The following is a 26,272-nucleotide window of genomic DNA, read 5'->3' as shown; positions in this document are numbered from 1 at the left end:
GTGTCTGATGAAGCAAATGCACGGACACGCTTGGACATGGGGCGCGGTGGGGATGTTCCTCCTGGGGGCGGGGATGCTCGCGCCCCCGTCGGCGGAGGCCTGCGTCGCGCCCAACTGCCTCATCGACGTTCGCTTCCCGCTCCCCGAGGACGGGGGAACGGTTCCCGCGAACGTCCCCGGGTTGGTGGTGAGGCCGCCGCTGCTGGAGAACACGGATGTCTCCACCCTCCGGCTGCTCCAGTCGGACGGCACGCCGGTGCCCTTCACGTTGGCGAACGGCGCTCGCGCGACGCATGTCGTGGTGCCCAAGGCGCCGCTCGTGCCGGGCACGCAGTACCGCATCGAAGCGAAGGGCAATTGCCAGCACCAGGAGACGCAGACGCAGTCCGCGACCTTCACCGCGGGCCCGGAGCGGCCCCTGCCCACGACCCTGGGCACGCTGAGCGCGGACACGCCGAGCCGGGGGACGTTCGCGGTGTACGGAGACGCGAACTGCGGGAGCCCCCAGGAGGGCGACTCCACCACGCTGCGCTTCACGCCGTCAGCGGAGCTGGTGCCCTTCCTGCCGTGGGTGCACTGGACGGTGGAGGTGGACGGCCAGCCCTGGTCCTTCAGCAATCACCACGGGCTGACGTCGACGGGCGCGGACAACTACGAGAGCCACCAGTACGAGTACAACCGGCAGCTGCTGTTCCTCTACACGGTCTGCACGCCGGGCAACCCGTCGCCGCCCGGCCTGGGCCTCACGCCGGGGCGCCACCAGGCGACGCTCAAGGGGACGCTGGAGCACGCAAGCATCGAGCTGCCGCCGCTGAGCGTGGACTTCGAGCTGAGCTGCGCCACGCAGTCCGTGGACGCGGGGACGCCAGACGCGGGCACTCAGGATGTGGAGCCCATCAGCAATCCATCCAAAGGCGGCTGCACGCAGGCGGGAGGAGGCCTGACGATGCTGGGACTCCTCGCCACGCTGCGGCTCTGGCGCCGCCGGCGGGAGTAGCCGTCTCACCCTTCGAAGGCTGGATTCACAACGGGACATGGACGGAGACTCCGTCCCGTCCGGTGGCCCAGTCGCGCAGGTACTTATTGAGCGCTCCGTAGAACGATATCGACACCAGCTCGGCCACGGAGAAGAGTTCGACGAGCAGCGCTCCCACGTTCGCGTTGTGGGTTTCGGCCGCGGCGGCGTCGACGTACTCCTCGAGGATGGAGTAGTGCCCCGGGCGCTGCGCGACGAACCACTGGTAACGCAGCGTTCCCGGTTCGGTCGCGGCGGCGGAAGCCAACGCCCGGGCGAGCCGGATGAACTCCGGCTCATGGTCAGACTGCTTCACCCGAAACTCACACTGCACCAGGAGCGCCATCCGCTGAGGATAGGGCAGCCCGGTCTCACGCAGGGAGCAGTTCCACCGGGAGCGTCCGGGGCCCGTGGATGGTGAGCCCCGGGAGCCATTCCACGTCCGGCGTGCGGAGCCGCAGGGCGCTGATGCGTGGCACGAGCGCCTCCAGCGCCAGCCGTGCCTCCATCCTCGCGAGCTGCGCGCCCAGGCAGAAGTGGATGCCGTGGCCGAACGCGAGGTGCTGGCTTGCCTTGTCCCGGCCGGGCAGGAACGCGTCCGGCTGTTCGAAGATGCGCTCGTCGCGGTTGGCGCTCGCCACCAGCCCCATGACCAGGCTGCCCGCCGGAATGGGCGTCCCGGCCAGCTCCACGTCCGACGTCGCGACGCGGAAGGCGAACTGCGCGGGGGGCTCGCAGCGGAGCACCTCCTCGATGAAACGCGGGATGTGCGCGCGGTCCGCCCGCGCCTGCTCCAGTTGCTCGGGATGGCGCGCGAGCAGGATGGCCGCGTTGCCGATGAGCTGCGCCGTCGTCTCCATGCCCGCGGGCAGCAAGAGGAACAGGAAGGACAGGACCTCCGCGTCGGTGAGCCGCTGCCCCTCCACCTCCGCGCGCAGCAGGTCGCTCACCATGTCCTCCCCCGGCTGCCGGCGACGCGCGGCGATGACGCCCCCGAGGTAGTCCTCCATCTCCTTCACCGTGTCGCGGATGCCCGCGTGCTGCGCCGGCACCGCCGAGGTGATGAGGCCCATGTTCACCGACCAGCGCTTGAACTCGGTGAAGGTGGACGGCTCCAGGCCCAGCATCTGCCCGATGATGTTGCGCGGCAGCACGAAGGAGAACGCGTCCACCAGGTCCACCTCGCGCTGATGGACGGCGGCCTCGGCCAGCGTCTGGGCCTCGTGGCGCACCTGGGCCTCCAGCCGCGCCATGCCGCTGGCACCGAAGGCCCGGTTGACCATGGCGCGAAGCTGCGTGTGGCGCGGCGGATCCCGGGTGACGAGCGATTGCGACACCGGGTTGGGTCCCAGCCAGGGCGGCTCCGCCGTCGTCGCGAGCGCTTCAGAGGAGAACCGCTGCGCGTCCTTCTGGACGGTGCGCACGTCCTCGTACCGGGCGGCGGCGTAGGCGCCGAAGGGCGCGATGCGGCAGAGCCCGGACTCCGCGCGCATGCGCGCATACAGGGCGTGGCGCTCGGCCTCGGTGGTGGGGGCGAACAGGTCGTACGTCTGCAACGGCGTCTCCGTGGCGATGCCCGCTGGCCCGGAGGGGCGGGGCTCCACGAACGGATACGGACGCTGCCCCCGGGGCTGGTTGCTCACCGGCCCCGGGGCTGAAGCAGCGCCCCGGCGATCCACGCGGGAGCGCCGGGGTGCCAGGCCGCCTTACTGCACGGCGCGCAGCGCGGGCTGCTCGTCCGACATCCCCGCCAGCAGGCGCTCACCCTCGGTCTCATCGATGGGCACGAAGCGGCCGAGGTCCGCGCGGTAGGCGTGGACCTGCGCCGCGCCGATGTCGAACCACCAGCCGTGCAGCCGCAGCGTCCCCGCCGCCAGCCGCTCGCGCACGATGGGGTAGGTCTTCAGGTGCTCCAGCTGCTCGAGCACGTTCAGCTGGGCGAGGCGATCCGCGTCCGGCAGCCCCACGCCCACCTGGGAGTTGCTCTCCTTCAGCGTCTTGAGCGAGGGCGCGCCGTGCGCGAGCCACTTCTCCAGGTTCGGCGCGCCGTCCACGTTGCCGCCGGCCAGGATGGCCTTCATCGCGCCGCAGCTCGAGTGGCCGCAGACCACGACGTCCTCGATGGGCAGGAAGCCCAGGGAGAACTCGATGGCCGCCGCCTCGCCGCGGTCCCCCGCGGAGTGACCGTCGTTCGCCGCGGGCGGGACGAGGTTGCCCACGTTGCGCACGGTGAAGAGGTCACCGGGGTCCGTGGACACGAGCAGGTTCGGCACCACGCGGCTGTCCGAGCAGCTGATGAAGAGGCAGTCAGGGGACTGGCCCTTCGCGAGCCGCGCGAAGGTCGCGCGGTACGAGGGCAGGGTGTGACGGCGGAAATCCAGCAGACCGCGGATGAGCTTCTTCACTGCACACCTCCGGAAGCGAGAGACGAAACGTGATGAACGGGGGAGGAAGGGGAAAGCGCGGCATCGGTCCCCGGAACGGGGCGCGCACGCGCGCTGCGGCGACTCCAGACGTCTTCGAGCGGCTCCATGGTCACGGTGCCACCCGTCTTGCGATACGTGTCGGCCCAGCTCTCGAGTGCCTCGAAGCCGGAGTGGTCCAGCGTGTTCACCGCCACGTCCACGTCAACCCGCGAGCCCGAGGGAATCTTCGCGAGCGCCGTCGACAGCTTCGGCACACCGACGAACGTCAGCGCGCCGCTGATGCAGACCTGGTGGATGCCATTGGACTGCTGGATCTCCACGCGCACCTGCCCCAGCTGCCACAGCAGCCGGAGGATGGCCGCGCCAAGGCCCAGCCCGATGCCCGCGAGCAGGTTGATGCCCACGACACCGAAGACGGTGATGAGGTACACGGGCAGCTCGCCCCGGTGCCGCAGCTCGCGGATGTGCGCGAGGTTCACGAGCTTCATGCCCACGTGCACGAGCAGACCGGCGAGCACCGTCAGCGGCACGTAGGAGGCCAGACCTCCCAGCAGCGTCACGAAGGCCAGCATCCACACCGCGTGCATCACCGCCGACCAGCGCGTCTTCGCGCCCGCGTTGATGTTCGCCGCGCTGCGCACGATGACGCCCGTGATGGGCAGACCACCGACCAGACCGGAGACGGTGTTCGCCACGCCCTGCGCGAGCAGCTCGCGGTCCAGGTTCGCGCGCGGGCCCGTGTGCAGCTTGTCCGTCGCCACCGCGCTCAGGAGCGACTCAGCGCTCGCCACGAGCGCGAGGGAGAAGACCGCCACGAAGAAGGCGCCCCACATGGACCCTTCCGGAAGCGAAGGCAGGTTGATGGCCGACAGCGCGTCCGCGGCCAGCTTCACCCGCGCCACGTCCGCGTTCATCACCGCCGCGACCACCGTGCCGCCCACGACCGCGACCAGCGGCCCGGGGACCTTCTTCAGCTTCCCGTTGGGCAGGAACTGCCACGCGATGAGGATGCCCAGCGTGAGCAGCCCCAGCAGCGTGGCCGGGCCATGCAGGTCCAGGATCTGCCCGGGCAGCTCCCGCAGGTTGTTCCAGGCGTTGCTCTGCGGAGAGCCGCCCAGGACGATGTGCACCTGCCCCAGCACGATGAGGATGCCGATGCCCGCGAGCATGCCGTGGATCACCGCGGGCGAGATGGCCAGCGCGGAGCGCGCCACCTTGAGCGCACCGAGCGCCACCTGCACGAGGCCCGCCGCGGCCACCGCCGCGCACGTCACGGCGAAGCCCAGCTGCTGGATGAAGCCAAACACCATCACCGCGAGGCCCGCGGCGGGCCCGCTCACGAGCAGCGGCACGCCCCCCAGCAAGCCCACCACCATGCCGCCCACGACGCCGGCGATGAGTCCCGCCATGATGGGCGCACCCGAGGCGAGCGCGATGCCCATACAGAGGGGCAGCGCCACCAGGAACACCACCAGCGAAGCCGGCAAATCCGAGGCGAGGATCGTCTTCAACGACGGTCTCGTCTCCGCAGCCTTTACATCCGAAGTCATTGCTTGAGCTCCCCTGACATCTGCCGGGCCACACACCGGGCTCGACGTGACAGCCAGGGCTACGCAAGCGCCGTGCCGACCTGATCCAGGCCCTTTCCGACGGGGGCGCGGACGGTCCTCACGAGGGAATGAAAGAAACTTGAAGCCCGCGCCTCAAGCGATGAAAGAACTTTTAAGTCCGTCACTCCGAGGAGGAATTCTCCTCCAGGCGGCGGAGGAAGGTCGGGTAGGAGAGGCCCAGCGCGCGGGCCGCCTCCATGCGCCTGCCGCCCAACTGCTCGAGCACGTGCCGGACATAGAGCCGCTCCACTTCATCGAGCGGCCGGGGCGGACCCGACACGGAGAAGGCGTTCGGGTCGACCGCCGCTGGCGTTCCGCCCCCCTTGGCGAGCGACTGGAGCTCGAGCGCGGGCCCGCCTTCGAGCACGAGCGCCCGCTCGAGCACGTTGCGCAGCTCGCGGACGTTGCCGGGGAAGGGATAGCTCAGCAGGCGCTCCTCCGCGGCGGGCGAGAAGGGAACCGGGCGGCGGCCGAGCTCCGAGCAGAGCTCCAGCACGAGCGTCCTTGCGAGCGGCAGCACGTCCTCGCGACGCTCGCGCAAGGGGGGCACGTCCACGCGGAACACGCTGAGCCGGAAGAAGAGGTCCTCGCGGAAGCGCCCGGCGGCGACCTCCGCTTCCAGGTCCTTGTTGGTGGCCGCCACGATGCGCGCGGTGCTCGTGAGCTCCGACGTGCCACCGAGCCGCCGGAACGCGCCCTTGTCCAGGAACGTGAGCAGCTTCGCCTGGAGCGCGAGCGGCAGCTCCCCCACTTCATCGAGGAAGAGGAGCCCCTCGTTCGCGAGCTCCACGAGCCCGCGCCGCGCCGTCTTCGCGTCCGTGAAGGCGCCGCGCTCGTGCCCGAAGAGCTCGCTCTCCATCATCGTGTCCGGGAGCGCGGCGCAGTTGATCTGCACGAAGGCCCCCTGCTTCTGGCGCAGGGCGTGGAGATGGCGGGCGAGCACCGCCTTGCCCGTTCCCGTCTCTCCCAGCAGCAGCACGGGGCTTCGCGGCGTGGTGGCGATGCGCTCCAGCATCTCGAGCGTCTTGCGCATCGCCAGCGAGCGGGGCTCCGCCATCCGATGCTGTCCTTCGAGGACGCTCTCGGCCTGGCGCAGCCGCTCCTGGAGCTGGAGGTCGCTGGCCGCGCGGCGGGCGCGCATCACCAGGTCGTCGATCTCGACGGGCTTGCTGAGGTAGTCGCGAGCCCCCGCCCGGATGGCCTCGACCGCGCTCTCGATGTCGCCGTGCGCGGTCACCATCAAGACGACGGTCGCCGGAAGCTGGGCCCGCAGCTCGGGCAGGAAGACGAGCCCATCCCCGTCCGGCAGCCTCCGGTCCAGCACGACGAGGTCCGGGGCCTCGGCGGCGAGCGCGGCGCGGGTCTCGTGCAGCGAGCGCGCGACCCGGACGCGGAATCCCTCCTGGCTCAGCATGGAGGCCGCGAGCGAGGCGAAGGTCCTGTCGTCATCGACGAGCAGCAGGGAGGTGCTCATGAAGCCATTTTCTCGAGCGGAAGGCGGACCGTGAAGCGGCTGCCTCCGGGCACGCGGGTATAGGAAACGCTTCCTCCATCATGCGCACGGATGGCCGTGCGTACCATCGGAAGCCCGAGCCCGATGCCCCTCGAGCGGCCCACCGCGAAGGGCTCCCAGAGCCTCGGCTCGAAGGCCGGGGGCACTCCGCCCGCGTTGTCCTCCACGACGAGCACCACCTCCGCGCCCTGCCGGAGCAGCCGGACCTCCACGCGGGGCGTGGGCTGCTGGCCCGTGTCGTGCGCCACGGCGCCGGCCTCGACGGCGTTGCGCATGAGGTTGTCCACGGCGGACACCAGCAGCGTGGGGTCTCCCTTCACGAAGAGTCCCTCCTGCAGCGTGGTCTCGATGACGACGTCCGCGGCCTCCGGCAGCAGCCGCACCGCCTGGAGCGCGTCCTGGACCAGCAGGTGCATCTCACAGCTGCGCCGCTGCGTGCTCTGGGGAGAAGCGAAGCTCAAGAGGGACCGCGCGAGGTGGCCCAGCCGGTCCGCCTGGGAGCGCAGCGCCTGCACGGGCAGGGTCGTCTCCCCTCCCTTCGCGCGGATCATGCTGAGCGCGGCCTGCATGCTGTTGAGCGCGTTCTTCACCTCGTGGGCGATGAGCGAGGAGGCCGTGCCGAGCGCCGCCATCGTCTCCTGGCGCCGCAGCTGTTCCTCGGCGGCCATCAGCGAACGGTAGGAGCGGCGCAGCAGCACCGTGAAGAGCAGCAGCACGCCGCCGAGCAGCGCGGTGTGGAAGCCGAGCTGGCCGAGGTAGCGGCTCTTGAGCAGCGCGCGGTCCTGCGCCTCGTCCTCGAGCACGGCGAGCAGCATCCCGGTCCCGGGAACGAGCGCCCCCGCGCCGAGCAGCCGCGTGCTCCCGAGCGTGACGGCCCCGGGCGCGTCCACCAGCGGGCGGAGATGTGAGGCCAGCTCCCGCTGGCGCAGCAGGGGCGGAGGCGTCGCCGGGAGGAGGAGCCGGCCGCGCTCGCCGAGCAGGGCGACCATGGACTCGCTCTTCCCGCGAGGGTTCGGCAGCAGCTCGTTCGCCGTCGCGAGCTCGCCCACGAGCAGGCCCACGACCCGCTCGTCACGCACGATGGGGACGGCGACCGCGACGAGTCCCCCACCCTCCTCGTCCAGCAATCCGACCGAAGCGCTCCGCTCCTCCACCATCCGACGGAACCACGAGCGCAACGCGAGCGGTGTGCGCCCGAGCGGCATGTTCACCGGGTCGCTCCACATGCGGCTGCCGTCCGCGGACACCAGCGCGACGCCCCCGGAGAAGAGCGAGGTGTGGCCAAAGGCGTTCTCGAGGAGCGCGACCTCGGCGCCGGATGCGCCGTCCTCGGGTCTGAGCGACGGGTGATCCGCCATCCGCTGGAGCTCCGAGCGCAGCAGTCCCAGATGCGCGCCGAGCGCCTGGGCCTGGAGGCTCGCGCGATCCGACAGGTGGATGAGCAGCTCGCCCTCCGCCGCCTTCACGTCCTCCCGGTAGGCCAGGAAGGGGCTCACGAAGGCGGCGCCCCAGAGGAGCATCAGACCGACCACGGCGGACCGGCCCGCCTTCCTCTGCGTGCGCAGAAGCTCGCCCGGTGGAGGGACGAGAGAGGTCAGGGAGGGATGGGCCGGGGGCGACGACATGCGCCCATCATCCACGCAATTCGGCCGGTGCGGCAGTCGCTCGCACACCCTTTCGCCAGGTGCCAACACCCATCAGCAGCGTGATGGCGATGCCGAAGACGGTCGGTCCGATGAAGAAGTACCTCCCGCTGAGGAGCGTCGTCACCGCGTGCGCGGCCGCGAGGGCCCAGCCCATGCCGGAGACCGCGCGCCACGAAGTCAGGGGCACGGAGTCGAGCTGCCATGCCAGGACGGCGGACAGCAGCAGGAAGACCGACACCATCATCCCGAAGCCGAACCAGAAGCCGTACCAACTGCTGGTCGCCCCGTTGAAGTCGAACGACACCGACTTCATCTGGGCGAACACGGCGTCGGCCTCCGGGCCCAGGCTCGCCTGTCCCAGCATGCCGCCCGCGGTGTGCGCGAGGCAGTACAGGACCAGGAGGTAGGCGGCGCAGCGAAAGGGCGTGAAGAATTGCTTGAGGGTCATGGGCTCTTCGCAGCGTACCGCTGAAGCCCTCCAGGCACGTGCGAGACCTCACCGGCGGGCGCCAGGCATGCGCTGCCCAGACGGCGTCCGCGCCGTGCCGGGCTCCGTGTGCACGGGAAGCCGCGAGGACTGCCTTGGGAAGGAGTAGCGTGGGCGGGCAGCCGGGCCCCTGACGGACCCCGGCACGAGAGGGGCCTTGGCATGTCGCTGGGATTCGAATTGGAGTTGAACGGGGTCAAGGTGAGCACCCAGTCCGGTGCCTCCTTCGGGGATACGTACAAGGGCGTGACCCTGTTCAAGACCCAGCTCCGGCCGGGAGTGAACGCGGTCATCGAGACAGGCACGCTGGGAGCCACGATAGGAGGCACGTCGACCCTGGAGCTTGTCTCCGGCGTCGACATCAATCCCTACGTTCCCTCTCCCACCTGGAGGGTCCAGGTCGACCAGCTCGTGGCGCTCACCGCGGCCCTCGCGCAATGCACGCGAGCGGAGTCCATCGACTCCTTCGTGAAGGGGACCCAGACCACACCGGTCGAGTTCTCCGCCAGGCGGACCTCGAAGGACATTCAGCTCCGCATGGGGGCCCAGGAAGTCTCCTTCCTGCGGAGCCTCTGGTGCTGCTGGCCTCCCGAAGACACACGGGTGACGGAGGTCCGGTCCGCCACGCTCGTCTGCGGCGGCACGCCCTTCACGGGTGACTGCATCCAGGTGAACTTCTCCACGAACCTGGACCACCTGGGCGCCTGCCTGCTCAACAACCAGCATCCCTTCGAGGAGCTGCTGGATGACATGCATCTGCAGCACGAGCGCGCTGTCGTCAAAGCCATCTACCAACTGGGGCTGACCCTCAATCTCCGCCACCACCGCCGGCTGCTGGGGTACCTGTACCTGGTCCTGCACCGCCTCACGTTCGAAGGAAGCAAGGTGGTAGGCAAGAACCGCTTCCTCTTCCTGCCGCGCTTCAACCTCCTGACCCTCCGTGAGAAACGCCTGAACTCCGAGGACCGGAGGCGCCTGGGAGAACTGGATCTCGAGGGTTTCGCCAAGCTCCGGCCGGAGAAGGGGCACCTTCGCCTGACCGACGTCTTCAGCGTGGCGTACCAGAACTCCCTCCGCATCGGGAGCTCTCCCGTGAAGAACACGGTCGAGGAGTTCCTGCGCGCCGCGCTCCACGGGGACCTGGGAGGGCTCGACCCGCAGGTCGTCACCAAGAACATCATGCGGGTCCCCGATTCGACCCCGCCCAAGTGGGTGAAAGGAGCGGACAACATCATCTTCGAGGGCCGGCTTGCCAAATGGACCCCGTTCGCCGGTAAGGACACCGACCTGGAGGACATGACGCCTCATGAGAAACTGAAGGCACTCAAGCGGGGCCTGACGCGCCTGGGCGAAATCGTGACGGCGTATGACAACGAGCCTCAGCCGGACGAGGACGAGGTGGTGCTGAACATCCCGAACGCCAGCGAAAATGAAGGCGACGGCATGTTGATTCCTCTCAAGGAGAGGTTCTGAGGCGGGCCCACGGCGTCAGGGCGCCGACACGGTCCAGCCGTCGGGACGCGGCAGCTCGCGCGGGTCCGGGTCTCCGCGGGGCTTGAGGTCTCGCGCGGCGAAGCGCAGCGTGGCCTGCACCTGCTCGGCGACCTGCGGGGGCTTCCACCTCCCCGGCAAGGAAACCTCCACGCGCAGCACGCCGTCCGCGTCCAGCGCGGCCTTCGAGAAGTGCCGCGCACGCTCGGCATTGCCCGGGTGCATCACGCGCTGGACCTCTCCGTCGCGGAAGGTCACCACCATCGCGTACCCCCACGACTTGCAGCCGCCAGGCTTGCTCCCGCTCTTGCGCGGCTGACGCTGCTTGCACACGCGCTGCATCTCCACCGACTTCAGCCCGGCGGCCCGCGCCAGCGCGGCGGTGTGCGGGTGCAGCAGGCGCTCGACCTCGGAGAGCGCATCCGGACGCAGTGTGGAGAGCGGCGGCTGCCGGGCGAGGCGCGCCGCCTCTGCCTCGAAGGCGGCGAAGCGCTCGTCGCGGTAGGCGAGGGCCGCGCTCAGCCGGTCCTGCGCCTTCTTCACCTCCGCGAGCCGGTAGCGCTCCACCTCGGCGGCATGCTCCGCGGCGCTCCGCTGCTCGTCGGGCGTCGGGATGACCGACTCCAGGTCCTGCGGCGCGAAGCAGTCCGGCCGCTCCAGCTCCACCCAGCGGTGGTGCATGCGGGCGGGCACGGCGATGACGCCGCTGCCAGTGCCCTCCCAGCGGGTCTCATGCACCCGCACGGCGCGCGCGCGGCACTTCTTCACCAGCCGCACCTCCACCCGGGCCGGCCGTCCATCCAGCTCCGACGTCAGGCGCATGAGGGGCAGGCCGCTCAAGGCAAGGAAGTCGAACCGCGAGCCCTCCAGGGTGCGCGTCGTCCCCTCTTCCCAGGTGGCCAGCGCGCCGGTCTCCAGGGACGTTGGAAAGGGGGTCCCCAGCAGCAGGGCGCCACGTGCCTCGGCCAGCCGGCCGCAACTGAAGCGGCTTCCGCTGCACTCGAAGTCTCCCTCCGCGAAGAAGCGCGGCGCTCCGCGCTTCCGGGCAGGCGTGAGGTCCACCGCGGCCACGCGCGTCGGGCCCATCCGGTCGTGCTCCAGCGGCACGCCCGAGCGCGGCACCACCTCCAGCACCGCGTAGAGGCTGTCGTCCGAGGTGAGCACCTCCCGGTCCTGGGCGCCTGGCATGCCGCACGCCGTGACCGCCGCCGCGAGGGCCACGAGCCAGAAGCAGGGCCGGGAGGTGCGTGTCATCACTGAAGTGTGAAACACGCGGGACGCACGCGGCAAGTCAGAGGTGATCGCGGATGGCCTGATACCAGCGCTCCGCCATCTTCTCCTCCCCGAGGCTGTTCGGATGGACCCCGTCATACGTGTCCGTCGAGGGGACGAAGCCGGTCCACTGGTCCACGACGTAGACCGGTGACTCCTCCGTGCTCTTGGCCTCGGCCAGCAGGGGAATGCGCTGGTTGAGGGACTGGAGCTTCAGCGACGCGATGGCGCTCGAGGTCGGAGTGAGCTGGGCCAGGAACACCTTCACCCGTGGGTTCACCACGCGCAGCCGGTCGATGATCTGCTCCAGCTCCAGCACGGTGCTGTCCTCGGGTTGGTCATGGTACGTGTCGTTGGTGCCCAGATGGATGAGCACCAGGTCGGGCTGTGTGCTCGCGGCCCAGTTGGAGATGTTCGCGAGCACCTGTTCCGCCCGGTAACTCCAGTGCCCCTCATGGTCGCGGTCGAACCAGCGCGCGGAGCAGGTGTTCTCCCCCAGGTAGCCCGTCGACAGGGTGCCCACGAAGTCCGCCCTGTAGCCATTGGAGATCAGCTTGCGCCAGAGCTGACACCGGTAGCTGGCGTGCCCCGCCGCCCCCTGGGTGATGGAGTCGCCCAGCGGCATCACCTTCTTTACCCCCCACCGGGCGCTCCCCGCCGGCCGCGTGCCCCACGGCTCCAGCGACGCCCCTTCCACTGAACCGCTGAAGCCAAGCATCCCCAGCAGCGCCAGCCCCAGCGTTCTCCACATGCGATGCATCAGAAGCCCCCCCTTCATGAATTCCTTCCAATCCAGGATCGCAAGCAGGCCGGTTTCAATGGCAGACCCGCACTCCCGACGCGGCAGGGGGTGTAGAATTGAAGCCACTTCGAATGCCTATGACTTTTCGCGGCGTTGATCATGGGCATTGCCCTCGCATCGCGGTGCACGCCTTCACGCACGGAGCGTGAACCCCCCAAGACTCACGCCCACGCCGAAGGCGGCACGCGTCGTGGCGGAGATGCACCTGTGCGTCATGAAGCCCGCGAGGAATGGGCAAGGCGCTGCTGCCGCGCTGGCGCTGCTGGTCTAGAGTGGAGCCGCCCACGGGAGAGGCCTTGGCATGTCGCTGGGATTCGAAGTGGAGTTGAACGCGGTCGAGGTGAGAACCCGGTCCGGCGCCACCTTCGCGGGCCGGCTCGACACCTGGACCCCTTTCGCCGGCAAGGACGCCGAGCTGGGGGGAACGTTCCGGGAGGACTTGAAGGTCCTCAAGCGGGGCCTGCTGGGACTGGGTGAAATCGTGACGTCCCATGACGTCGAACCCGTGACGGAAGGGGTGTCGCTGGACATCCAGGAATCCGATGAGAGCGACAACGACGGCCTGTATGTCCCTCTCGATGAGAGGCTCTGAAGCCGCCCCGCGCGTCCGAGAACCCCGCGGATGAATCGCGACTACGAGACGGAGATCTGGCTCGCCATCGATGAGGGCCTGCTGCGTGGCGAGGACTCGCCGGCCCTGCTCGAGGAGGCCCGCCGCCTGGGCCGGAGTCCCCTGGAGCTGCTGCGGGAGCGGGGGCTGATGTCCGAGGAGACCTTCGCCTCGCTGTTGAAGGAGGCCCCCGCGCCACGGGAGCCGCCGCCCGCCGACGACGCCACCGTCACCGCCCATCCCGCGCGGGTCGGAGCGGCGTCCGCCGGGGCCCCGGCCTTCCCTCTTCCCGGATGGGACCGGTACCAGCCCGTGCGGTTCCTGGGACAGGGCGGGATGGGGCGCGTGTTCCTGGCGTGGGATCCACGGCTGCGCCGCCAGGTGGCCCTCAAGTTCGTGCGCGACGACGACGAAGCGCACACCCGCCGCTTCGTCTCCGAAGCCCGGGCCCAGGCCAAGGTGCGGCACGAGCGCGTGTGCCAGGTGTACGAGGTCGGCCACGTCGAGGGGCGGGTCTTCATCGCGATGCAGTACATCGACGGTCAGCCGCTGAGCGCCCTGGTGCGCTCGCTCACCCTCGAGCAGAAGGCGCTGGTGATGCGCGAGGCCGCCCTGGGCGTCCATGAGGCCCATCGCGTGGGGCTCATCCACCGGGACATCAAGCCCTCCAACATCATGGTCGAGCGCGCCGAGGACGGAACGCCGCGGCCCTACGTGATGGACTTCGGGCTGGCGCGGGAGTGGAACGAATCCGTCACGGCCACCGGCGCGGTGCTGGGCACGCCGCACTACATGGCCCCGGAGCAGGCTCGCGGCGAGGTGAGCGGGCTCGACCGCCGCGCGGACGTCTACAGCCTGGGCGCCAGCCTCTACTACCTGCTCACCGGACAGGTCCCCATCCCGGGCAGCAACGGCCTGGAGGTGCTCAGCCACATCCCCACCCAGGAGCCGCGAGCGCCGCACCTGCTGGTCCCCGGGCTGCCCGCGGACCTGGAGGCCATCACCCTCAAGTGTCTGGAGAAGGAGCGCGGCGCCCGCTACGACTCGGCGCGCGCGCTGGCGGAGGACCTGGAGCGCTTCCTCTCCGGAGAGCCGGTGAAGGCTCGCACCGGCTTCGGGTATCCGCTGCTCAAGCGCCTGCGCAAACACAGACTCCTGGCCTCCGTGAGCGCCGCCGCGCTGGTCGCGGTGACGGTGGCCCTGGGCTGGGGCGCGCTGGAGCGTCGTGAAGCCTCCGAGCGCGAGCGCATCGCCCGGCGGTTCACCGAGCTGGTGGAACACATCGAGTCCAGGGTGCGCTACTCCGCGCTGTCCCGCCTGCACGACACGCGCGAGGACCGCCGCGCCCTCCAGGCGCGGATGACGGAGCTGGAGGAGGAGATCCGCCAGGCAGGTCCCCGGGCGCTGGGTCCCGGCCACTACGCGCTGGGGCGCGGCCACCTCGCGCTGGGAGACGAGGCGAAGGCCCTGGAGCTGCTCGAGTCCGCCTGGCGCCATGGCTTTCATGCACCCCGGGCCGCGTACGCGCTCGCGCTGGTGACCGGACGGCGCTACCAGCAGCAGCGGCTGGAGGCCCAGCGGATCCGCGATCCGAAGCTGCGGGAGGCCGCGCTGCGCGACGCCGAGCGGCTCAGCCGGGATCCCGCGCTCGCGTGGTTCAAGCAGAGCGAGGGAGCCCAGGTGCCCTCGCAGGAGTACGTGTCGGCGCTCATCGCCTTCCACGAGGGCCGCCTCGACGAGGCACTGGCCCTGTCGGAAGGCGCCGCGGGCCGGCTGCCCTGGCTCCATGAGCTGCCCATGCTGCGCGGGGACATCCTGGAGGCCCGGGCCTTCCAGCGCTGGAACGGAGGCGATGTCGAAGGGGCCCGCGCGGACTTCGAGGCCGGACGGAAGGCCTACGCCACCGCCGCCGCCACGGCGGAGAGCGAGCCCGCGGTGTACCGGGCCCTGGCCCGCCTGGAAAACGACGCGATGGTGATGGAGCTGTATGGCAAGGGCGACGTGATGCCTGCCTATCAACGCGCGTTGGAGGCGCTCGGGAAATGTCTCACGGTCGCACCGGGGGACGCGGCCTGTCTCAACCGGACGGCGCGCGTGCATCACCGCCTGGCGGAGTACCGGCTCACGCAGGGCGGGGACGGGACGGAACTCCTGACGAAGGCCATCACCGCCGCGGAGAGCGCGCGGTCGGTGGAGCCCACCCGCTCGGAGGCCACGCTCAACCTGGCGCGGAGCACCTGGCTCCAGGCGCGCTATCGCATCGACAAGGGCGAGGATCCGCGCGAGCTGCTCGGCAGGGCCGCCGCGCTGTTCGCGAGCATCCGCGCGGAGGACCGGGACCGCGCCTACCACGGCGAGTCCGGCCTGGTCTTCAAGACGTGGGCGGACTTCGAGGACCAGGTGGGCGTGGACTCCCGGGGCAACCGGGACAAGGCCATCCAGGCGTACGAGGCGGCCATCGCGCTCGACCCTCGCATCCCGGAGGACTGGCTCAACCTGGGCAACGCGCTGCTGGCCCGGGCCTCCCTCCCGCGCAACGCGGAGGCGGAAGCGGACCTGCGGCGGGCCGCGGACGCGTTCGAGAAGGCCCGCGGCCTCAACCCCCAGCACGTGGTGCCGTACTTCTACGCGGGGCAGGTCCAGGAGCAGCTGGCCCGCCGGCGGAGGAACGGCGGTGGCGACCCACGGCCCCAGTTGGAGGCGGCCCTGGAGCAGTACCGGCGGGGCCTGGCCATCAACCCGCGCATCCCGAACCTCCACAACGGCACCGGGGTGGTGCACCTGCTGCAAGCAGAAGAGGCCTGGCAGCGTGGCGGCGACCCGCTCCCGGTGCTCGCGCAGGCCCGCGCCGCCTTCGAGCAGGCCATCACCGTCGCGCCGGGACAGGGCTTCGCCTACGCCAATCTGGGCTCGCTGCTCGTCAGGCGTTGTGGCTATCAGGTCGCGCGGGGCGAGGACCCGCGTCCGAGCGGACGTGAGGCATTGGAGGTGCTGGGACGGGCCGCCGAGCGGATGCCGGGCGCCACATGGCTCCGGGGGCTCACGGGCACGGTGCACGTCCTCCAGGCCCGCTTCGAGCTGGAGCACGGACGCACGCCGGAGCTGGAGCTCGCGCGGGCCCTGGAGGACCTCCACGCCGCGCGGGAGAAGAACCCCCAGGACGCGGAGCCGTGGCTTCAGCTGGGCAAGGCCCAGGTGCTCCAGGCCCGCTGGAAGGAGCGGAGCGGGCCGCCGCCGTCCGGGGACCTGGAGGCGGCGGCGAAGTCCTTCGAGCAGGCCCTCACGCTGTCACCCGACGAACCGGAGTACCGCCTGGAGGCGGGCCTCTTCTACCGCCTGGGCGCTGCCGCCCAGAAGCGCGCGGGCCAGGACGCCGGCCCCTGGCTCCAGCGGGGCACGGCGCTGGCCGGGCAGGTCCTGAAGGCCCGGCCCGACTGGCCCGTGGCCCAGGCCCTGCGTGCCGGGCTGCGTCTGGAGCGGGCGGAGACCGCGTCCCCCGAAGCGCGGCGCGGAGCTCGCCAGCAGGCCCTGGAGGAGCTGACGCAGGCGCTGCTGCGCAATCCCAACCTCGCGTTCGAATGGGGCGACACGCTCACCCAGACACGGCGTCTCGCCGCTGCACCCTGAGCGGCAGGGGCTGAGGGTCCCCGGGCCCACCCGACACGTCGATGGTGCCCGAGGCCGTCTTGGTCTCGGCAATCCCAATCGTCTTGCTCGAAGTCGTGAAGTCAAACCTGGAGGGCCCCGGCTCGGCGGTCTCCGGGATGTAGAGCATGAAGAGGTAGGAGGCCTCGCCTCCGTAGGCCGACCCGGTCTGGGAGACGACGCCGATCGAATCCCGCAGGGTCGGGACCGGCGCATTGAAGCCGGCAGGGGGCCTCACCAGGGCCACGACGATGCTGCCTCGCTCGGCCTTGCAGTTCCGTCTATCGCGTTGGATGCCGGGTTCAGCGGGTTGGTCGAAGTCGATGACGAGGTCTGGACGGAATGACATGCGACGCTCCAGGTCTGTCCCCGGCGTGTTCCAGGGACGCGGCGGGCTATTCAAACGCAATACCAGCCATGGCGCCGGGGAGGACCTGAAGCGCGGCGACACGCGACATGCCGCCGACATGCCGCCGACCGCTCAGGTCCCCTTCGGCACCAGCCCCAGCTCCTTGACGCGCCGGTTCAAGGCCCGCCTGGAGACCTCCAGGCGCTTCACCATCTCGTCCAGGTTGCCCTCGCAGGCGTGGAAGCAGCGGGTGAGCTCCTCCACGCTCAGGTCGCCCGCCAGACGGAGGCTGGGGCTGCGCTCGATGAGGTCGTAGATGGAGGAGCGGGCAATCCCCAGGTGGAGGGCGGCCCGCTTGACGTCCCAGTCGTGCGCGCGCAGGGCGGCGAGCAGCTCCGGCTCCCCCACCTCCGTGGACTTGCGGCGGGCCGCGGCCTCGGGCTCGGGTGTGGCCTCTGGAGCCGGCGCCGGAGCCGGCTTCGGAGCCGGCGCCAGGGGGAGCCGCAGCTCCTGGGCAAGGCGCGCATCCAGCTCCAGGAAGGGCTGGCCCCGGCTGCTGATGACGAGCTGCCGGGCCACGTTCCGGAGCTGGCGGATGTTGCCCGGCCAGGGGTGCAGCACCAGGCGCACCGCCAGCGCGGCGGGCAGCCATGGTGGCGCGTAGGGGTCGCTGGGGGTGAGGTGGTGGGCCTCTCCGAGCGCCTCCAGCTCCTGGCGCGCGAAGTGGAGGAACAGCGGACCAATGTCCTCGCGGCGCTCGCGCAGGGGCGGCAGCCGCAGCTCATAGCCGGCCAGCCGGTGGAGGAGCGGGGCCCGGAAGCGCCCCTCTTCAATCTGCGCCTCCAGGTCCGCGTCCGTGGCCGCGACGAGGCGGACGTCCGTGGCCACGGGCCGGCTGGCCCCCACCGGGTACAGCTCCCCCGTCTCCAGCACCCGCAGGAGCATGACCTGCACCTCCGGCGAGGCCTCTCCCACCTCGTCCAGGAACAGGGTGCCCCCCTGCGCGGCCCGGAAGAAGCCCTCGCGGTCGCGCTGGGAGCCGGTGAAGGCGCCCCGGACGCTGCCGAAGAGCTCCGCGGCCGCCAGCTCCTTGGGGATGGCGCCCAGGTTGACGCTGACGAAGGGGCCCCCGCGCCGGCTCCGGGAATGGAGGGCCTGGGCCACCAGCTCCTTTCCCGTGCCGGTCTCCCCCCGGATGAGGACCGGCACGTCCAGGTCGGCCACGCGCTCGATGTGCCGTCGCAGGGCCTGGAGGGGGGCGCTCTCCCCCACCATGCCCAGGGAGGCCGGCGCGCCGGGCCCGGGCGCGGGGGCCAGGTGCAGCAGCACCACCGTCCGCCCGGAGAACTCGAGCAGGACGCCCCGCGCCAGCGCCTCGGGGCCGAACTCGCGGCCGCTGGCAGGAAGCGGCTCGCCCGCGCAGGTGCAGCGCCCCTCTTCCGGAGGAAGGACGCGGACGCCCTCCCCCGCCGGAGTGAAGCGCAAGGGCTTGCGGCTCATGAAGGGGTCGCCCAGGGGCAGGCCCAGCGGTTCCCCCGGACGCGTGAAGTCCGGCGCGTTGCGCGAGAGCGTCACCTCCCGGCCGGCGAGCAGCCCGTGGAGCAGCAGCCGCTCCCCGATGCGGGTGGCGGTGGGGTGCGCGACGAGCGTCAGCGCCGGGATGGGGCGCGTGGAGGCGGGAGCGCCGCGCGGCATCGACTCGGCGGCGGTGGACACGTCCGCCGTGGGCACGGGGGCAGGGGGGACGTCGGCACCAGGACGGGGCATTGGCGTGACTCTATCTCACACATCGAAAGAGGGATGGCCTGCCCGTTGCAATGACTTGCATCCGTCACATCCAACCCCAGCCAGTGAGCCAGACATGTCCCTGCCGCGCAGCGCTCCGAACGCCTCCCGCCACGTCCTCCCCCGTGCCACGGGAGGCCTCAAGGCTCCGAACAGCTCCACCAATGTGCTCTCCCAACTGACGGACCCGGGGACGCAGCCCTCCGGCTGGGACCTGCTGTACGGCGCGATGGTGACGGGGCTGGGGGTCAACCCGCAGACCTTCCAGCTCATCTATCCCTTCATGCAGTGGACCTGGCCCACGCCCAACAATGGCTACACGACGTCGGCCCAGTACGACTTCCTGGCCACCATCCCGCAGTGGAGCGCCATCGGGCAGTACAGCTCGTCGGGGCAGACCTTCGACGGGGCGTACCAGCAGTTCCTCAACGACGTCGCGACGTACACCCCCGACCCCAACCTGCAGGCGAAGATCACGGCGGCCTACAACGACCTCACCCAGGCGTCGAACCAGTACTCGACCGACTACAGCCAGGCGCAGCAGGCCTACAGCACGGACTCGAGCGTGGTGAACAACGTCCCGAACTTCACCACCTGGCTGACGGGCGGAGCCGGCTTCCCCTTCGGCATCAAGCTCCAGGCGGACAGCGGGAACGTGATCCAGGCGCAGGCCAACTACAACAACCTGGTCGCGCAGGCGAAGAACCCCAACCTCACCAACGCGCTGGCCGCGGTCGTGAACCCCGCGTACTACACGAAGCTGCAGGACCCCGGCCTGTCGGGCAATCCCCCCGTCGCGCTCTGGAGCATCAACACCACCATGCAGAACTGGGTGAACAACGTGCAGGGGCAGGGAGGGACGCCGGGCTCCATCAGCTTTTCCAACAGCCAGTCGCAGTTCGACCTGAACAAGACCTGGGCGCAGGGCTCCATGTCGGTGGGGAGCTGGTTCTGGCAGGTCAACGTCGGCGGCCAGTGGAGCCGGCTGACGGAGTTCGAGACCGACAGCAGCCTGCAGTGCACCGTCTCGTTCAAGGCCTGGGACACCATCCCCATCACCCCGGGGCCCTGGTACTCGGGCGTCACCCAGTTCAAGAACGGTCCGTTCCTGCCGGGCTTCAGCGCGTTCCCCTCGACGGGCCAGACGAACATGTTTGGCGAGGGCGGCGTGGTGCCCGTGCTCAAGACGGGCATGCTGGTGGGCTACCAGCCCACGGTCAGCGTCACCATGAGCCAATCCACCTTCAACAGCTTCCAGCAGCAGTGGCAGGTGGCGGCGGGCTTCTCCGTGGGGCCGTTCGATTTCGGCGGCACGTCGGGCGGCTCGCAGAACTCGTGGACGCGGTCCTCGTCCGGACTCACCATCACCGCGACCTCCACCTCCACGGTGCCCGTCATCTTCGGCGTCAACGTGAACACGCTGCCGTAGCCTGAAGCGAAGCACCGGAGGCCCACGCCCAACGCGTGGGCCTCCTGTGCGGGCCGCGGTCAGTAGAAGAGCAGCTCCGGCTGGGCAGCCTTGACGGTGATGAGGTCTCCCGGATCGCCGGCCTTGGAGGCGTCAGCGCCCAGGATGGACTTCGTGCCCTCTCCGCCATTGCCCGCGCAGGCGCCGCCGCCACCGCCGGTCTGGACCAGCGTCGTGGCCGTTCCAGAGACCGCCGACGCGCCCGCGGTGCCGCCGTTCACCTGGACGTTGGCGGGGTTCACGATGACGGGCGTGTTCGCGCCGAGGAACTGGATGATGCCTCCTCCGCCACCCCCGCCGCCGCCATACATCTGCCCCGCGACCGGAGTGGCGCCATTCCAGCCCACGGCGCCATTGCCTCCATTGGCCAGGACCTTGCCGGTGCTCTCCACGGTGATGGTGCCGCGGGAGATGAGGCTGATGACACCGCCACCTCCACCGCCGCCACCCGCCACGGGGGTCGGCGAACCGCCGGGGCGGTTGATGGTGGAAATGCTGTTGTTGATGCCCTGGTAGGCGTTCGCCTCGACGGTGCCGCGGATGATGATGTTGCCCCTGGCGGCGAGGATGAGCCGCCCACCCCCGTCGCCGCCGAGGATGTCGGGGTTCGTCGTGGAGCGGAACCCGCTGCCGCCCCCCAACACGTCGGCGCGGGTGACCAGGGACGTGCGCCCCCGGTCCAGCCCCCTGCCCCCCAGGTGGTTGAAGGAGGCGGACATGGCGATGCCCTTCTGGGACGGGTTCAGGGTCTGGATCTGGAAGTCGGGGCTGACGATGATGCTGCCGCCCTGACCGATGACGATGTCACCCGTGGCGCGAATCATCGTCCCGCTCGACACGATGAGCATGCCGTCGATGGTCACGTCGTGGAACATCAGGTTGGCGCCAGCGGCCGGGAAGTTCCCGGCCGTGAAGAACCGCGTATTCGAGAAGGCGGGGAGGTTGAAGTCCCCCGCGGAGCCGTCGCCGTAGGCGAGCGCGAGCGCTCCGGACTCCCCCTGGGCCCCTTGCGAGCCCGTGTCGCCCTTGGGCCCCTGCGGACCCGTCGGGCCCGTGGCGCCGGTATCGCCCTGGGGCCCCTGGGGCCCCGTCTCCCCCACCGCGCCCACCGCGCCGGTGTCGCCCTTGGGGCCCTGGGCGCCGTTGCAGAGGTACTTCGTGGCGGACGCGTTCACCTCGCCGTCATCCAGCAGGTCGCCGTCGCCGTTGCGGTCGATGCCGGACTCCAGCTTGACGCCACCGAAGCCGCAGTTGGCGCCCGCGGGCTCGGGCGTGGTGAGCAGCAGGGCACTCAGCCCCTGTGGACCCGGCGGGCCGCCCTCGGGACCCGCGGGCCCCTGAGGCCCCTGGGCACCCGGCGGCCCCTGAGGTCCCGCGGGGCCCTGCGAGCCCTCCGAACCCGCCGAGCCCTTGCACGCGGCGACGCCGAGCAGCCCCGCCGAGAGCGTGGCCCGAAGCACGTGTGAACGAAGAACACCTGTCGCGAAATGGATGCGCATGATTCCTCCCCCAGGGCGCGCATTCTGCCCGCAGTAGCCCGCTGTTCGCCAGTGGACTCGCCGGGGCGGGACATCCCTCTCCCAGCGCGCAAGTCCCGGGTGACCCCACGCAGTGCATTCCCTACCCAAAGACAGTCCATCAACAAACACAGACAATCATTGTCAGACCCCTCCCGCAGGATGCACGCGCAACCTTGCAACGGAGCCGTGCATGTCATCCCAAGCTTCCGCAGCCACGCCCCAGCAGGAAGAAAAGTCAGACATTGCAGAGGACACCGAATCCCTTCGTCCCGTTCCCAACCCGGGCCCCGAGCGCGCCGACGACGCGCTGAAGGTCCGGGTGGATGCCGCCACCTTCCAGCGCGGCGTCCCCCTCCCCGAGCACCCCGACAACGGCGATGAGGTGCGCTACACCAGCCGCTTCGCCAACTACTCCAAGGGACTGCCGCACGACGCCTACGGGGACGTCATCCCGGCCGACTACAGCCGCCTGGCGAGCAGCATCGTCAGCGGAGTCCCCGACTTCTTCGAGGCCGTTCCGTTGGGCGGCAGCCGCAAGTTCGTCAACCCGCAGGCCGCGCAGGCCTACCAGTTGGAGGGCGCGGACTCGCATGCGCTCGCCATCGCTCCCGCCCCCGCGTTCGCGGGACTGGAGGTCTCCGGGGAGATGGAGGAGCTGTACTGGATGGCGCTGGCCCGCGACGTGTCCTTCCAGGACTACTCCAGCGCCTCGGCCCCCGCCGTCATCACCGAAGCCCTGCAGCGCCTCAACCTGCTCGGCGTCCACCGGGGGCCGCGGGTGAACGGGCAGGTGACGGCGGACACGCTCTTCCGGGACTCGCTGCCCGGGAGCACGGTGGGGCCCTTCGTCTCGCAGTTCCTGCTGCAGGACGTGCCCTACGGCGCGCAGAGCGTGTCCCAGCGCATCCGCACCCGGGTGCCCGGGGACGACCGCGTCTCCACCTTCGCTGAATGGCTGCGCATCCAGAACGGCGAGCCTCCCGCCCAACCGGAGACGACGGACCCGACGCCGCGCTACTTACGCAACGGGCGGGACCTGGCCGAGTTCGTCCACCACGACTTCCCGCTGCAATCCAGCCTCAATGCCCTGCTCCTCCTGGCGGGACGCAACGACACGGACACCGATGGCAAATCCTCGCCGCCGGTGCACGACGAGAACAATCCCTACCGCCAGTACCTCAAGCAGGACGCGTTCGCGACCTTCGGCAACGCGGACGGGCAGGACCTCATCGGCCGCGTGATGAAGCTGGCCCTGCTGGGCATCTGGTTCCAGAAGTGGCAGGTGCACCGCCGCCTGCGGCCGGAGGAGTTCGCCGGCCGCGTCCACAACACGAAGTCCAACACGCGCACCTACCCCGTTCATCCGGAGCTGCTCGGCTCGCCGGTGCTGTCCCGGGTGCTGGACCGCAACCGCACGCTCAACGGTGGAGCTGGCGGTAGCGGCACGTACCTGCTGCCCCTTGCCTTCCCCGAGGGCTCGCCCCTCCACCCGGCCTACGGCTCCGGTCACTCCACCTACGTGGGGGCGGGCGTGACGATGCTCAAGGCCTTCTTCAAGACGGACCTGCCGGTGCAGGAGCCGGTGGTGCCGAGCGCGGATGGGCTGTCCCTGGTGCGCTACACCGGGCCGGCCCTGACCATCGAGAACGAGCTGGACAAGCTGGCCATGAACATCGGCGTCGGACGGCTGTTCGCGGGCGTCCACTGGCGCTCCGACCACGAGCACGCGGTGCGGCTGGGCGAGCTCATCGCGCTGCGGGTGCTGCAGGACCACTCGCGCACGTACAACGAGACCTTCCCGGGCTTCCAGGTGCGGACCTTCGGCGGCAACACGCTGACCATCAACACCGTGACGGCGCTTCCCAACCACGTCAGCGCCGTCACGGGCTTCTCCATCGTCGACGCCAATGGCCAGCTCGTGCCCGGCCACGAATCCCTGCGCAATGACATGACGCTGGAGACGGGCGCCCTGCCTCCAGGCTGGAAGCTCCAGGTGAACACGTTCCCGGCCAACGTGGGCAGCGTGCGCATCGTCTGCGACGGCGTCACCACGCACGCCGATGCCGCGCCCTACACCGTGGAGGCAGCGGCGCTGGCGGGGCAAGGCGTCCACACGCTCATGGCCACGCCCTACAGCGGCACGGGCGGGAGCGGCCTGGGCGGCGTGGCCCTGGGACTCCGGCTTCAGACGGGCCTCCATTGGACGGAAACGGGCCTGCTGAACGAGGGCCGCATGAACCACGACATGGTCGTGCTGAAGGACGGGAAGGTGCTGGTAGGGCCCATGTGGAGCGCCAGGACCACGGAGCTGTACGACCCGGCCACGGGCCAGTGGAGCTACACCGGCCCCACGATGCAGTCCCGCGCCCGCTACACGATGACGCTGCTCGCGGATGGCAAGGTCCTGCTGGTGGGCGGAGCCAAGGGCTCCGTCTTCTTCCCTGAGACGGAGCTGTATGACCCGGCCACGGGCACCTGGACGGGGGCCGGCTCCCTGGCCCAGCCCCGCTTCGACCACACGGCGACGCTGCTCGCGGATGGCCGGGTGCTCGTGGTCGGCAGTGATTCCGACCCCAACACCAGCTCCGGCAAGCTGGTGGAGGTGTATGATCCGGTGAGCAACGCATGGACCTCCGTGTCGCCACTGCCCTGGAGGCTGTCGCAGCACACGGCCACGCGGCTCCACAATGGCAAGGTGCTGGTGGTGGGCGGCGACTCGAATACCCCTCGTGCCCTGCTCTTCGACCCCGTGATGAACACCTGGACCGAGATTCCCCCGCCTGGCGATCCGTTCGTGAAACACACGGCGACGCGGCTCGCGGATGACCGGGTGTTGATCGCGGGCCTGTCGCGCGCGTGGGTCTACGCCCCCATCACCGGCAGCTGGACCCGCGTCGGCGACCCTTCCATGTACCGCAACGGGCCCACGGCGACACTCCTGCCGGATGGCCGGGTGCTCCTCACCGGGGGCGAAGGATCGAACAGGCTCATCCGTGAAGCGGAGCTGTTCGACCCGACGACGGGAACCTGGACCCCGACGACGCCGATGACTCGCGGGCGCAGGGGGCATACGGCGGCGCTGCTGTCCAATGGCAAGGTGCTGGTCGCCGGGAGCGACGACTACAACACCCCCGTCCGGAAGTGCGAGCTGTACACGCCCTAGCACCGTGGCATGAGGAGGGGGCGCAGGCGTTGCGCGCCTGCTCCCGGGGCCTTCCTCGGACGGTGGCTGGCACGGGGTTTGGATTGGGGCAGGGATGCCATGCAACCCTGCCTCGACCTCCCCACGCCGTCCGCGGAGCTGCTGGCCCGGTACAACGTCGCCGGGCCCCGCTACACCAGCTACCCCACCGCCCCCGAGTGGCGCGGCGACTTCGGCCCCGACGCCCTCGCGGAGCGCCTGACCCTGGCCGGCGCGCGGGAGGCCTCCGAGCCGCTGTCCCTCTACGTCCACCTGCCCTTCTGCCGCAGCCTCTGCTGGTACTGCGGCTGCAACGTCGTCATCAGCCAGGACCCGAGCGCGGCGGACCGGTACATCGACCACCTGGTCATGGAGATGGACCTGGTCGCCCGGCGGCTGGGCGCGCGGCGGAGCCTGTCGCAGCTCCACTGGGGCGGCGGCACGCCCACCTTCCTCACCGAGGCGCAGCTGGAGCGGCTGTGGACGGAGCTCACCCGCCGCTTCACGCCGCTGCCGGACGCGGAGGTGGCCATCGAGGTCCACCCCGCGCTGACCACGCCGGGCCAGTTGTCACTGCTGCGCCAGCTGGGCTTCAACCGCGTGTCCATGGGGCTCCAGGACTTCGACCCCCAGGTGCAGCGGACCACGAACCGCCTCCAGACGCCGGAGCAGACGCGCGCGCTGCTGGAGCATGCGCGCGCGCTGGGCTTCAGCGGCGTGAACTTCGACCTCATCCACGGCCTGCCCCACCAGGACGCGGAGCGCTGGGCCCGCACCCTGGAGACGGTGCTGGAGATGCGGCCGGACCGGCTCGCCGTCTACGCGTTCGCCTTCATGCCGGACGTGCTCAAGCACCAGAAGCGCATGCCCGCGGAGGCCCTTCCGGATGCACGCACCCGGCTGGAGCTGTTCCGCGCCGCCCGCGAGGCCTTCGTGACGGCGGGCTACCGGCCCATCGGCATGGACCACTTCGCGCTCCCCGAGGACGAGCTGGCGCGCGCGCAGGCCGGGCGCCGCCTGGGCCGCAACTTCCAGGGCTATACAGTGAAAGCCGCGTCGGACGTGGTGGCGCTGGGCAGCACCGGCATCAGCGACGTGGGCGGGGCGTATGCCCAGAACGTGCGGCCGCTGCCGTCCTATTACGCCCGCGTGGCCGAGGGACGCCTGGCCACCGAGCGGGGCATCGTCCTCACCGGGGATGACCGGCGCCGCCGCGCCGTCATCACCCAGCTCATGTGCAACTTCTGGGCGGACCTCGGCGACGAGGGCGCGGCGTACTTCGCCCCGGAGCTGGAGCGGCTGCGCGCCTTCGAGGCCGACGGGCTCCTGGTGCGCGACGGCCCCCAACTGGAGCTGACGCCGCTCGGCCGCCTCTTCGTGCGCAACGTGGCCATGGTGTTCGACGCCCACCTCGCCCGGGCCGCGAATCCCCGCTTCTCCCGGACGGTGTGA

Annotated in this window: 19 protein-coding genes; 7 read left to right on the top strand and 12 right to left on the bottom strand. The window is 70.5% G+C overall.

Annotated elements, in window-relative coordinates; translation table 11 throughout:
* The first annotated feature begins 16 nt into the window (after positions 1 to 16).
* Positions 17 to 997 (top strand): hypothetical protein, encoded by a 981-nt coding sequence (locus JYK02_RS38395; RefSeq protein ID WP_207057928.1) that lies wholly within the window; start codon positions 17 to 19, stop codon positions 995 to 997.
* 25 nt (positions 998 to 1,022) lie between these two features.
* Here JYK02_RS38395 and JYK02_RS38390 read toward each other — a convergent pair whose 3' ends face one another.
* From JYK02_RS38390 to JYK02_RS38360, 7 genes are all read right to left on the bottom strand, one after another.
* Positions 1,023 to 1,361 (bottom strand): putative quinol monooxygenase, encoded by a 339-nt coding sequence (locus JYK02_RS38390; RefSeq protein ID WP_207057927.1) that lies wholly within the window; start codon positions 1,359 to 1,361, stop codon positions 1,023 to 1,025.
* A gap of 25 nt (positions 1,362 to 1,386) precedes the next feature.
* Positions 1,387 to 2,694 carry a cytochrome P450 gene (locus tag JYK02_RS38385; protein WP_207057926.1) on the bottom strand — a complete coding sequence of 436 codons (1,308 nt, stop codon included), beginning with the start codon at positions 2,692 to 2,694 and terminating at the stop codon, positions 1,387 to 1,389.
* A gap of 27 nt (positions 2,695 to 2,721) precedes the next feature.
* On the bottom strand, positions 2,722 to 3,420 hold the full coding sequence (locus JYK02_RS38380) for a carbonic anhydrase (RefSeq protein WP_207057925.1): 699 nt from the start codon (positions 3,418 to 3,420) through the stop codon (positions 2,722 to 2,724).
* A complete protein-coding gene (locus JYK02_RS38375; protein ID WP_207057924.1) occupies positions 3,417 to 4,991 on the bottom strand; it encodes a SulP family inorganic anion transporter in 1,575 nt (524 codons plus the stop codon). Before JYK02_RS38375 ends, JYK02_RS38380 begins: the two co-directional genes overlap by 4 nt.
* A 181-nt stretch (positions 4,992 to 5,172) precedes the next feature.
* Entirely contained in the window at positions 5,173 to 6,525 is a 1,353-nt protein-coding gene (locus JYK02_RS38370; protein WP_207057923.1) for a sigma-54-dependent transcriptional regulator, read from the bottom strand.
* The gene (locus JYK02_RS38365; RefSeq protein ID WP_207057922.1) at positions 6,522 to 8,189 is read right to left on the bottom strand and encodes a sensor histidine kinase; all 1,668 of its coding nucleotides are present in this window, start codon (positions 8,187 to 8,189) and stop codon (positions 6,522 to 6,524) included. Before JYK02_RS38365 ends, JYK02_RS38370 begins: the two co-directional genes overlap by 4 nt.
* Before the next feature lie 7 nt (positions 8,190 to 8,196).
* Positions 8,197 to 8,658, bottom strand: coding sequence for an LIC_13387 family protein (locus JYK02_RS38360; protein WP_207057921.1), 462 nt, complete (start codon positions 8,656 to 8,658; stop codon positions 8,197 to 8,199).
* Between the two features lie 201 nt (positions 8,659 to 8,859).
* On the opposite strand from JYK02_RS38360, the gene JYK02_RS38355 reads away from it, so the two are divergent.
* Positions 8,860 to 10,170 (top strand): hypothetical protein, encoded by a 1,311-nt coding sequence (locus JYK02_RS38355; protein WP_207057920.1) that lies wholly within the window; start codon positions 8,860 to 8,862, stop codon positions 10,168 to 10,170.
* 15 nt (positions 10,171 to 10,185) lie between these two features.
* Here JYK02_RS38355 and JYK02_RS38350 read toward each other — a convergent pair whose 3' ends face one another.
* Both JYK02_RS38350 and JYK02_RS38345 read right to left on the bottom strand, forming a co-directional pair.
* Positions 10,186 to 11,442 (bottom strand): hypothetical protein, encoded by a 1,257-nt coding sequence (locus JYK02_RS38350; RefSeq protein ID WP_207057919.1) that lies wholly within the window; start codon positions 11,440 to 11,442, stop codon positions 10,186 to 10,188.
* Positions 11,443 to 11,479: 37 nt separating this feature from the next.
* Positions 11,480 to 12,220: an SGNH/GDSL hydrolase family protein gene (locus tag JYK02_RS38345; RefSeq protein WP_242589630.1), complete on the bottom strand. Its 741-nt coding sequence runs from the start codon at positions 12,218 to 12,220 to the stop codon at positions 11,480 to 11,482.
* Positions 12,221 to 12,563: 343 nt separating this feature from the next.
* On the opposite strand from JYK02_RS38345, the gene JYK02_RS38340 reads away from it, so the two are divergent.
* On the top strand, positions 12,564 to 12,854 hold the full coding sequence (locus JYK02_RS38340; protein ID WP_207057918.1) for a hypothetical protein: 291 nt from the start codon (positions 12,564 to 12,566) through the stop codon (positions 12,852 to 12,854).
* A gap of 30 nt (positions 12,855 to 12,884) precedes the next feature.
* Positions 12,885 to 16,499, top strand: coding sequence for a serine/threonine-protein kinase (locus tag JYK02_RS38335; RefSeq protein WP_207057917.1), 3,615 nt, complete (start codon positions 12,885 to 12,887; stop codon positions 16,497 to 16,499).
* Here the strand turns inward: JYK02_RS38335 and JYK02_RS38330 are convergent.
* Entirely contained in the window at positions 16,465 to 16,866 is a 402-nt protein-coding gene (locus JYK02_RS38330) for a hypothetical protein (protein ID WP_207057916.1), read from the bottom strand. The genes JYK02_RS38335 and JYK02_RS38330 overlap by 35 nt on opposite strands.
* 132 nt (positions 16,867 to 16,998) lie before the next feature.
* Positions 16,999 to 18,633, bottom strand: coding sequence for a sigma 54-interacting transcriptional regulator (locus JYK02_RS38325; protein WP_207057915.1), 1,635 nt, complete (start codon positions 18,631 to 18,633; stop codon positions 16,999 to 17,001).
* A 94-nt stretch (positions 18,634 to 18,727) separates the two neighbouring features.
* Between JYK02_RS38325 and JYK02_RS38320 the strand changes: the two genes are divergently transcribed.
* Positions 18,728 to 20,080, top strand: coding sequence for a hypothetical protein (locus JYK02_RS38320; protein WP_207057914.1), 1,353 nt, complete (start codon positions 18,728 to 18,730; stop codon positions 20,078 to 20,080).
* Between the two features lie 59 nt (positions 20,081 to 20,139).
* Here the strand turns inward: JYK02_RS38320 and JYK02_RS40685 are convergent, their stop codons facing one another.
* The gene (locus JYK02_RS40685) at positions 20,140 to 21,618 is read right to left on the bottom strand and encodes a collagen-like protein (RefSeq protein ID WP_207057913.1); all 1,479 of its coding nucleotides are present in this window, start codon (positions 21,616 to 21,618) and stop codon (positions 20,140 to 20,142) included.
* A 340-nt stretch (positions 21,619 to 21,958) separates the two neighbouring features.
* Between JYK02_RS40685 and JYK02_RS40865 the strand changes: the two genes are divergently transcribed.
* A complete protein-coding gene (locus tag JYK02_RS40865) occupies positions 21,959 to 24,802 on the top strand; it encodes a kelch repeat-containing protein (protein ID WP_207057912.1) in 2,844 nt (947 codons plus the stop codon).
* A 99-nt stretch (positions 24,803 to 24,901) separates the two neighbouring features.
* Positions 24,902 to 26,272: an oxygen-independent coproporphyrinogen III oxidase gene (gene hemN / locus JYK02_RS38305; RefSeq protein ID WP_207057911.1), complete on the top strand. Its 1,371-nt coding sequence runs from the start codon at positions 24,902 to 24,904 to the stop codon at positions 26,270 to 26,272.

Origin of the sequence: Corallococcus macrosporus, from assembly GCF_017302985.1 — a bacterium.
GTDB lineage: Bacteria > Myxococcota > Myxococcia > Myxococcales > Myxococcaceae > Corallococcus > Corallococcus macrosporus_A.
The sequence above is the reverse complement of the archived record's forward strand: the minus strand, read 5'-3'. Positions and strand labels throughout refer to the sequence as shown.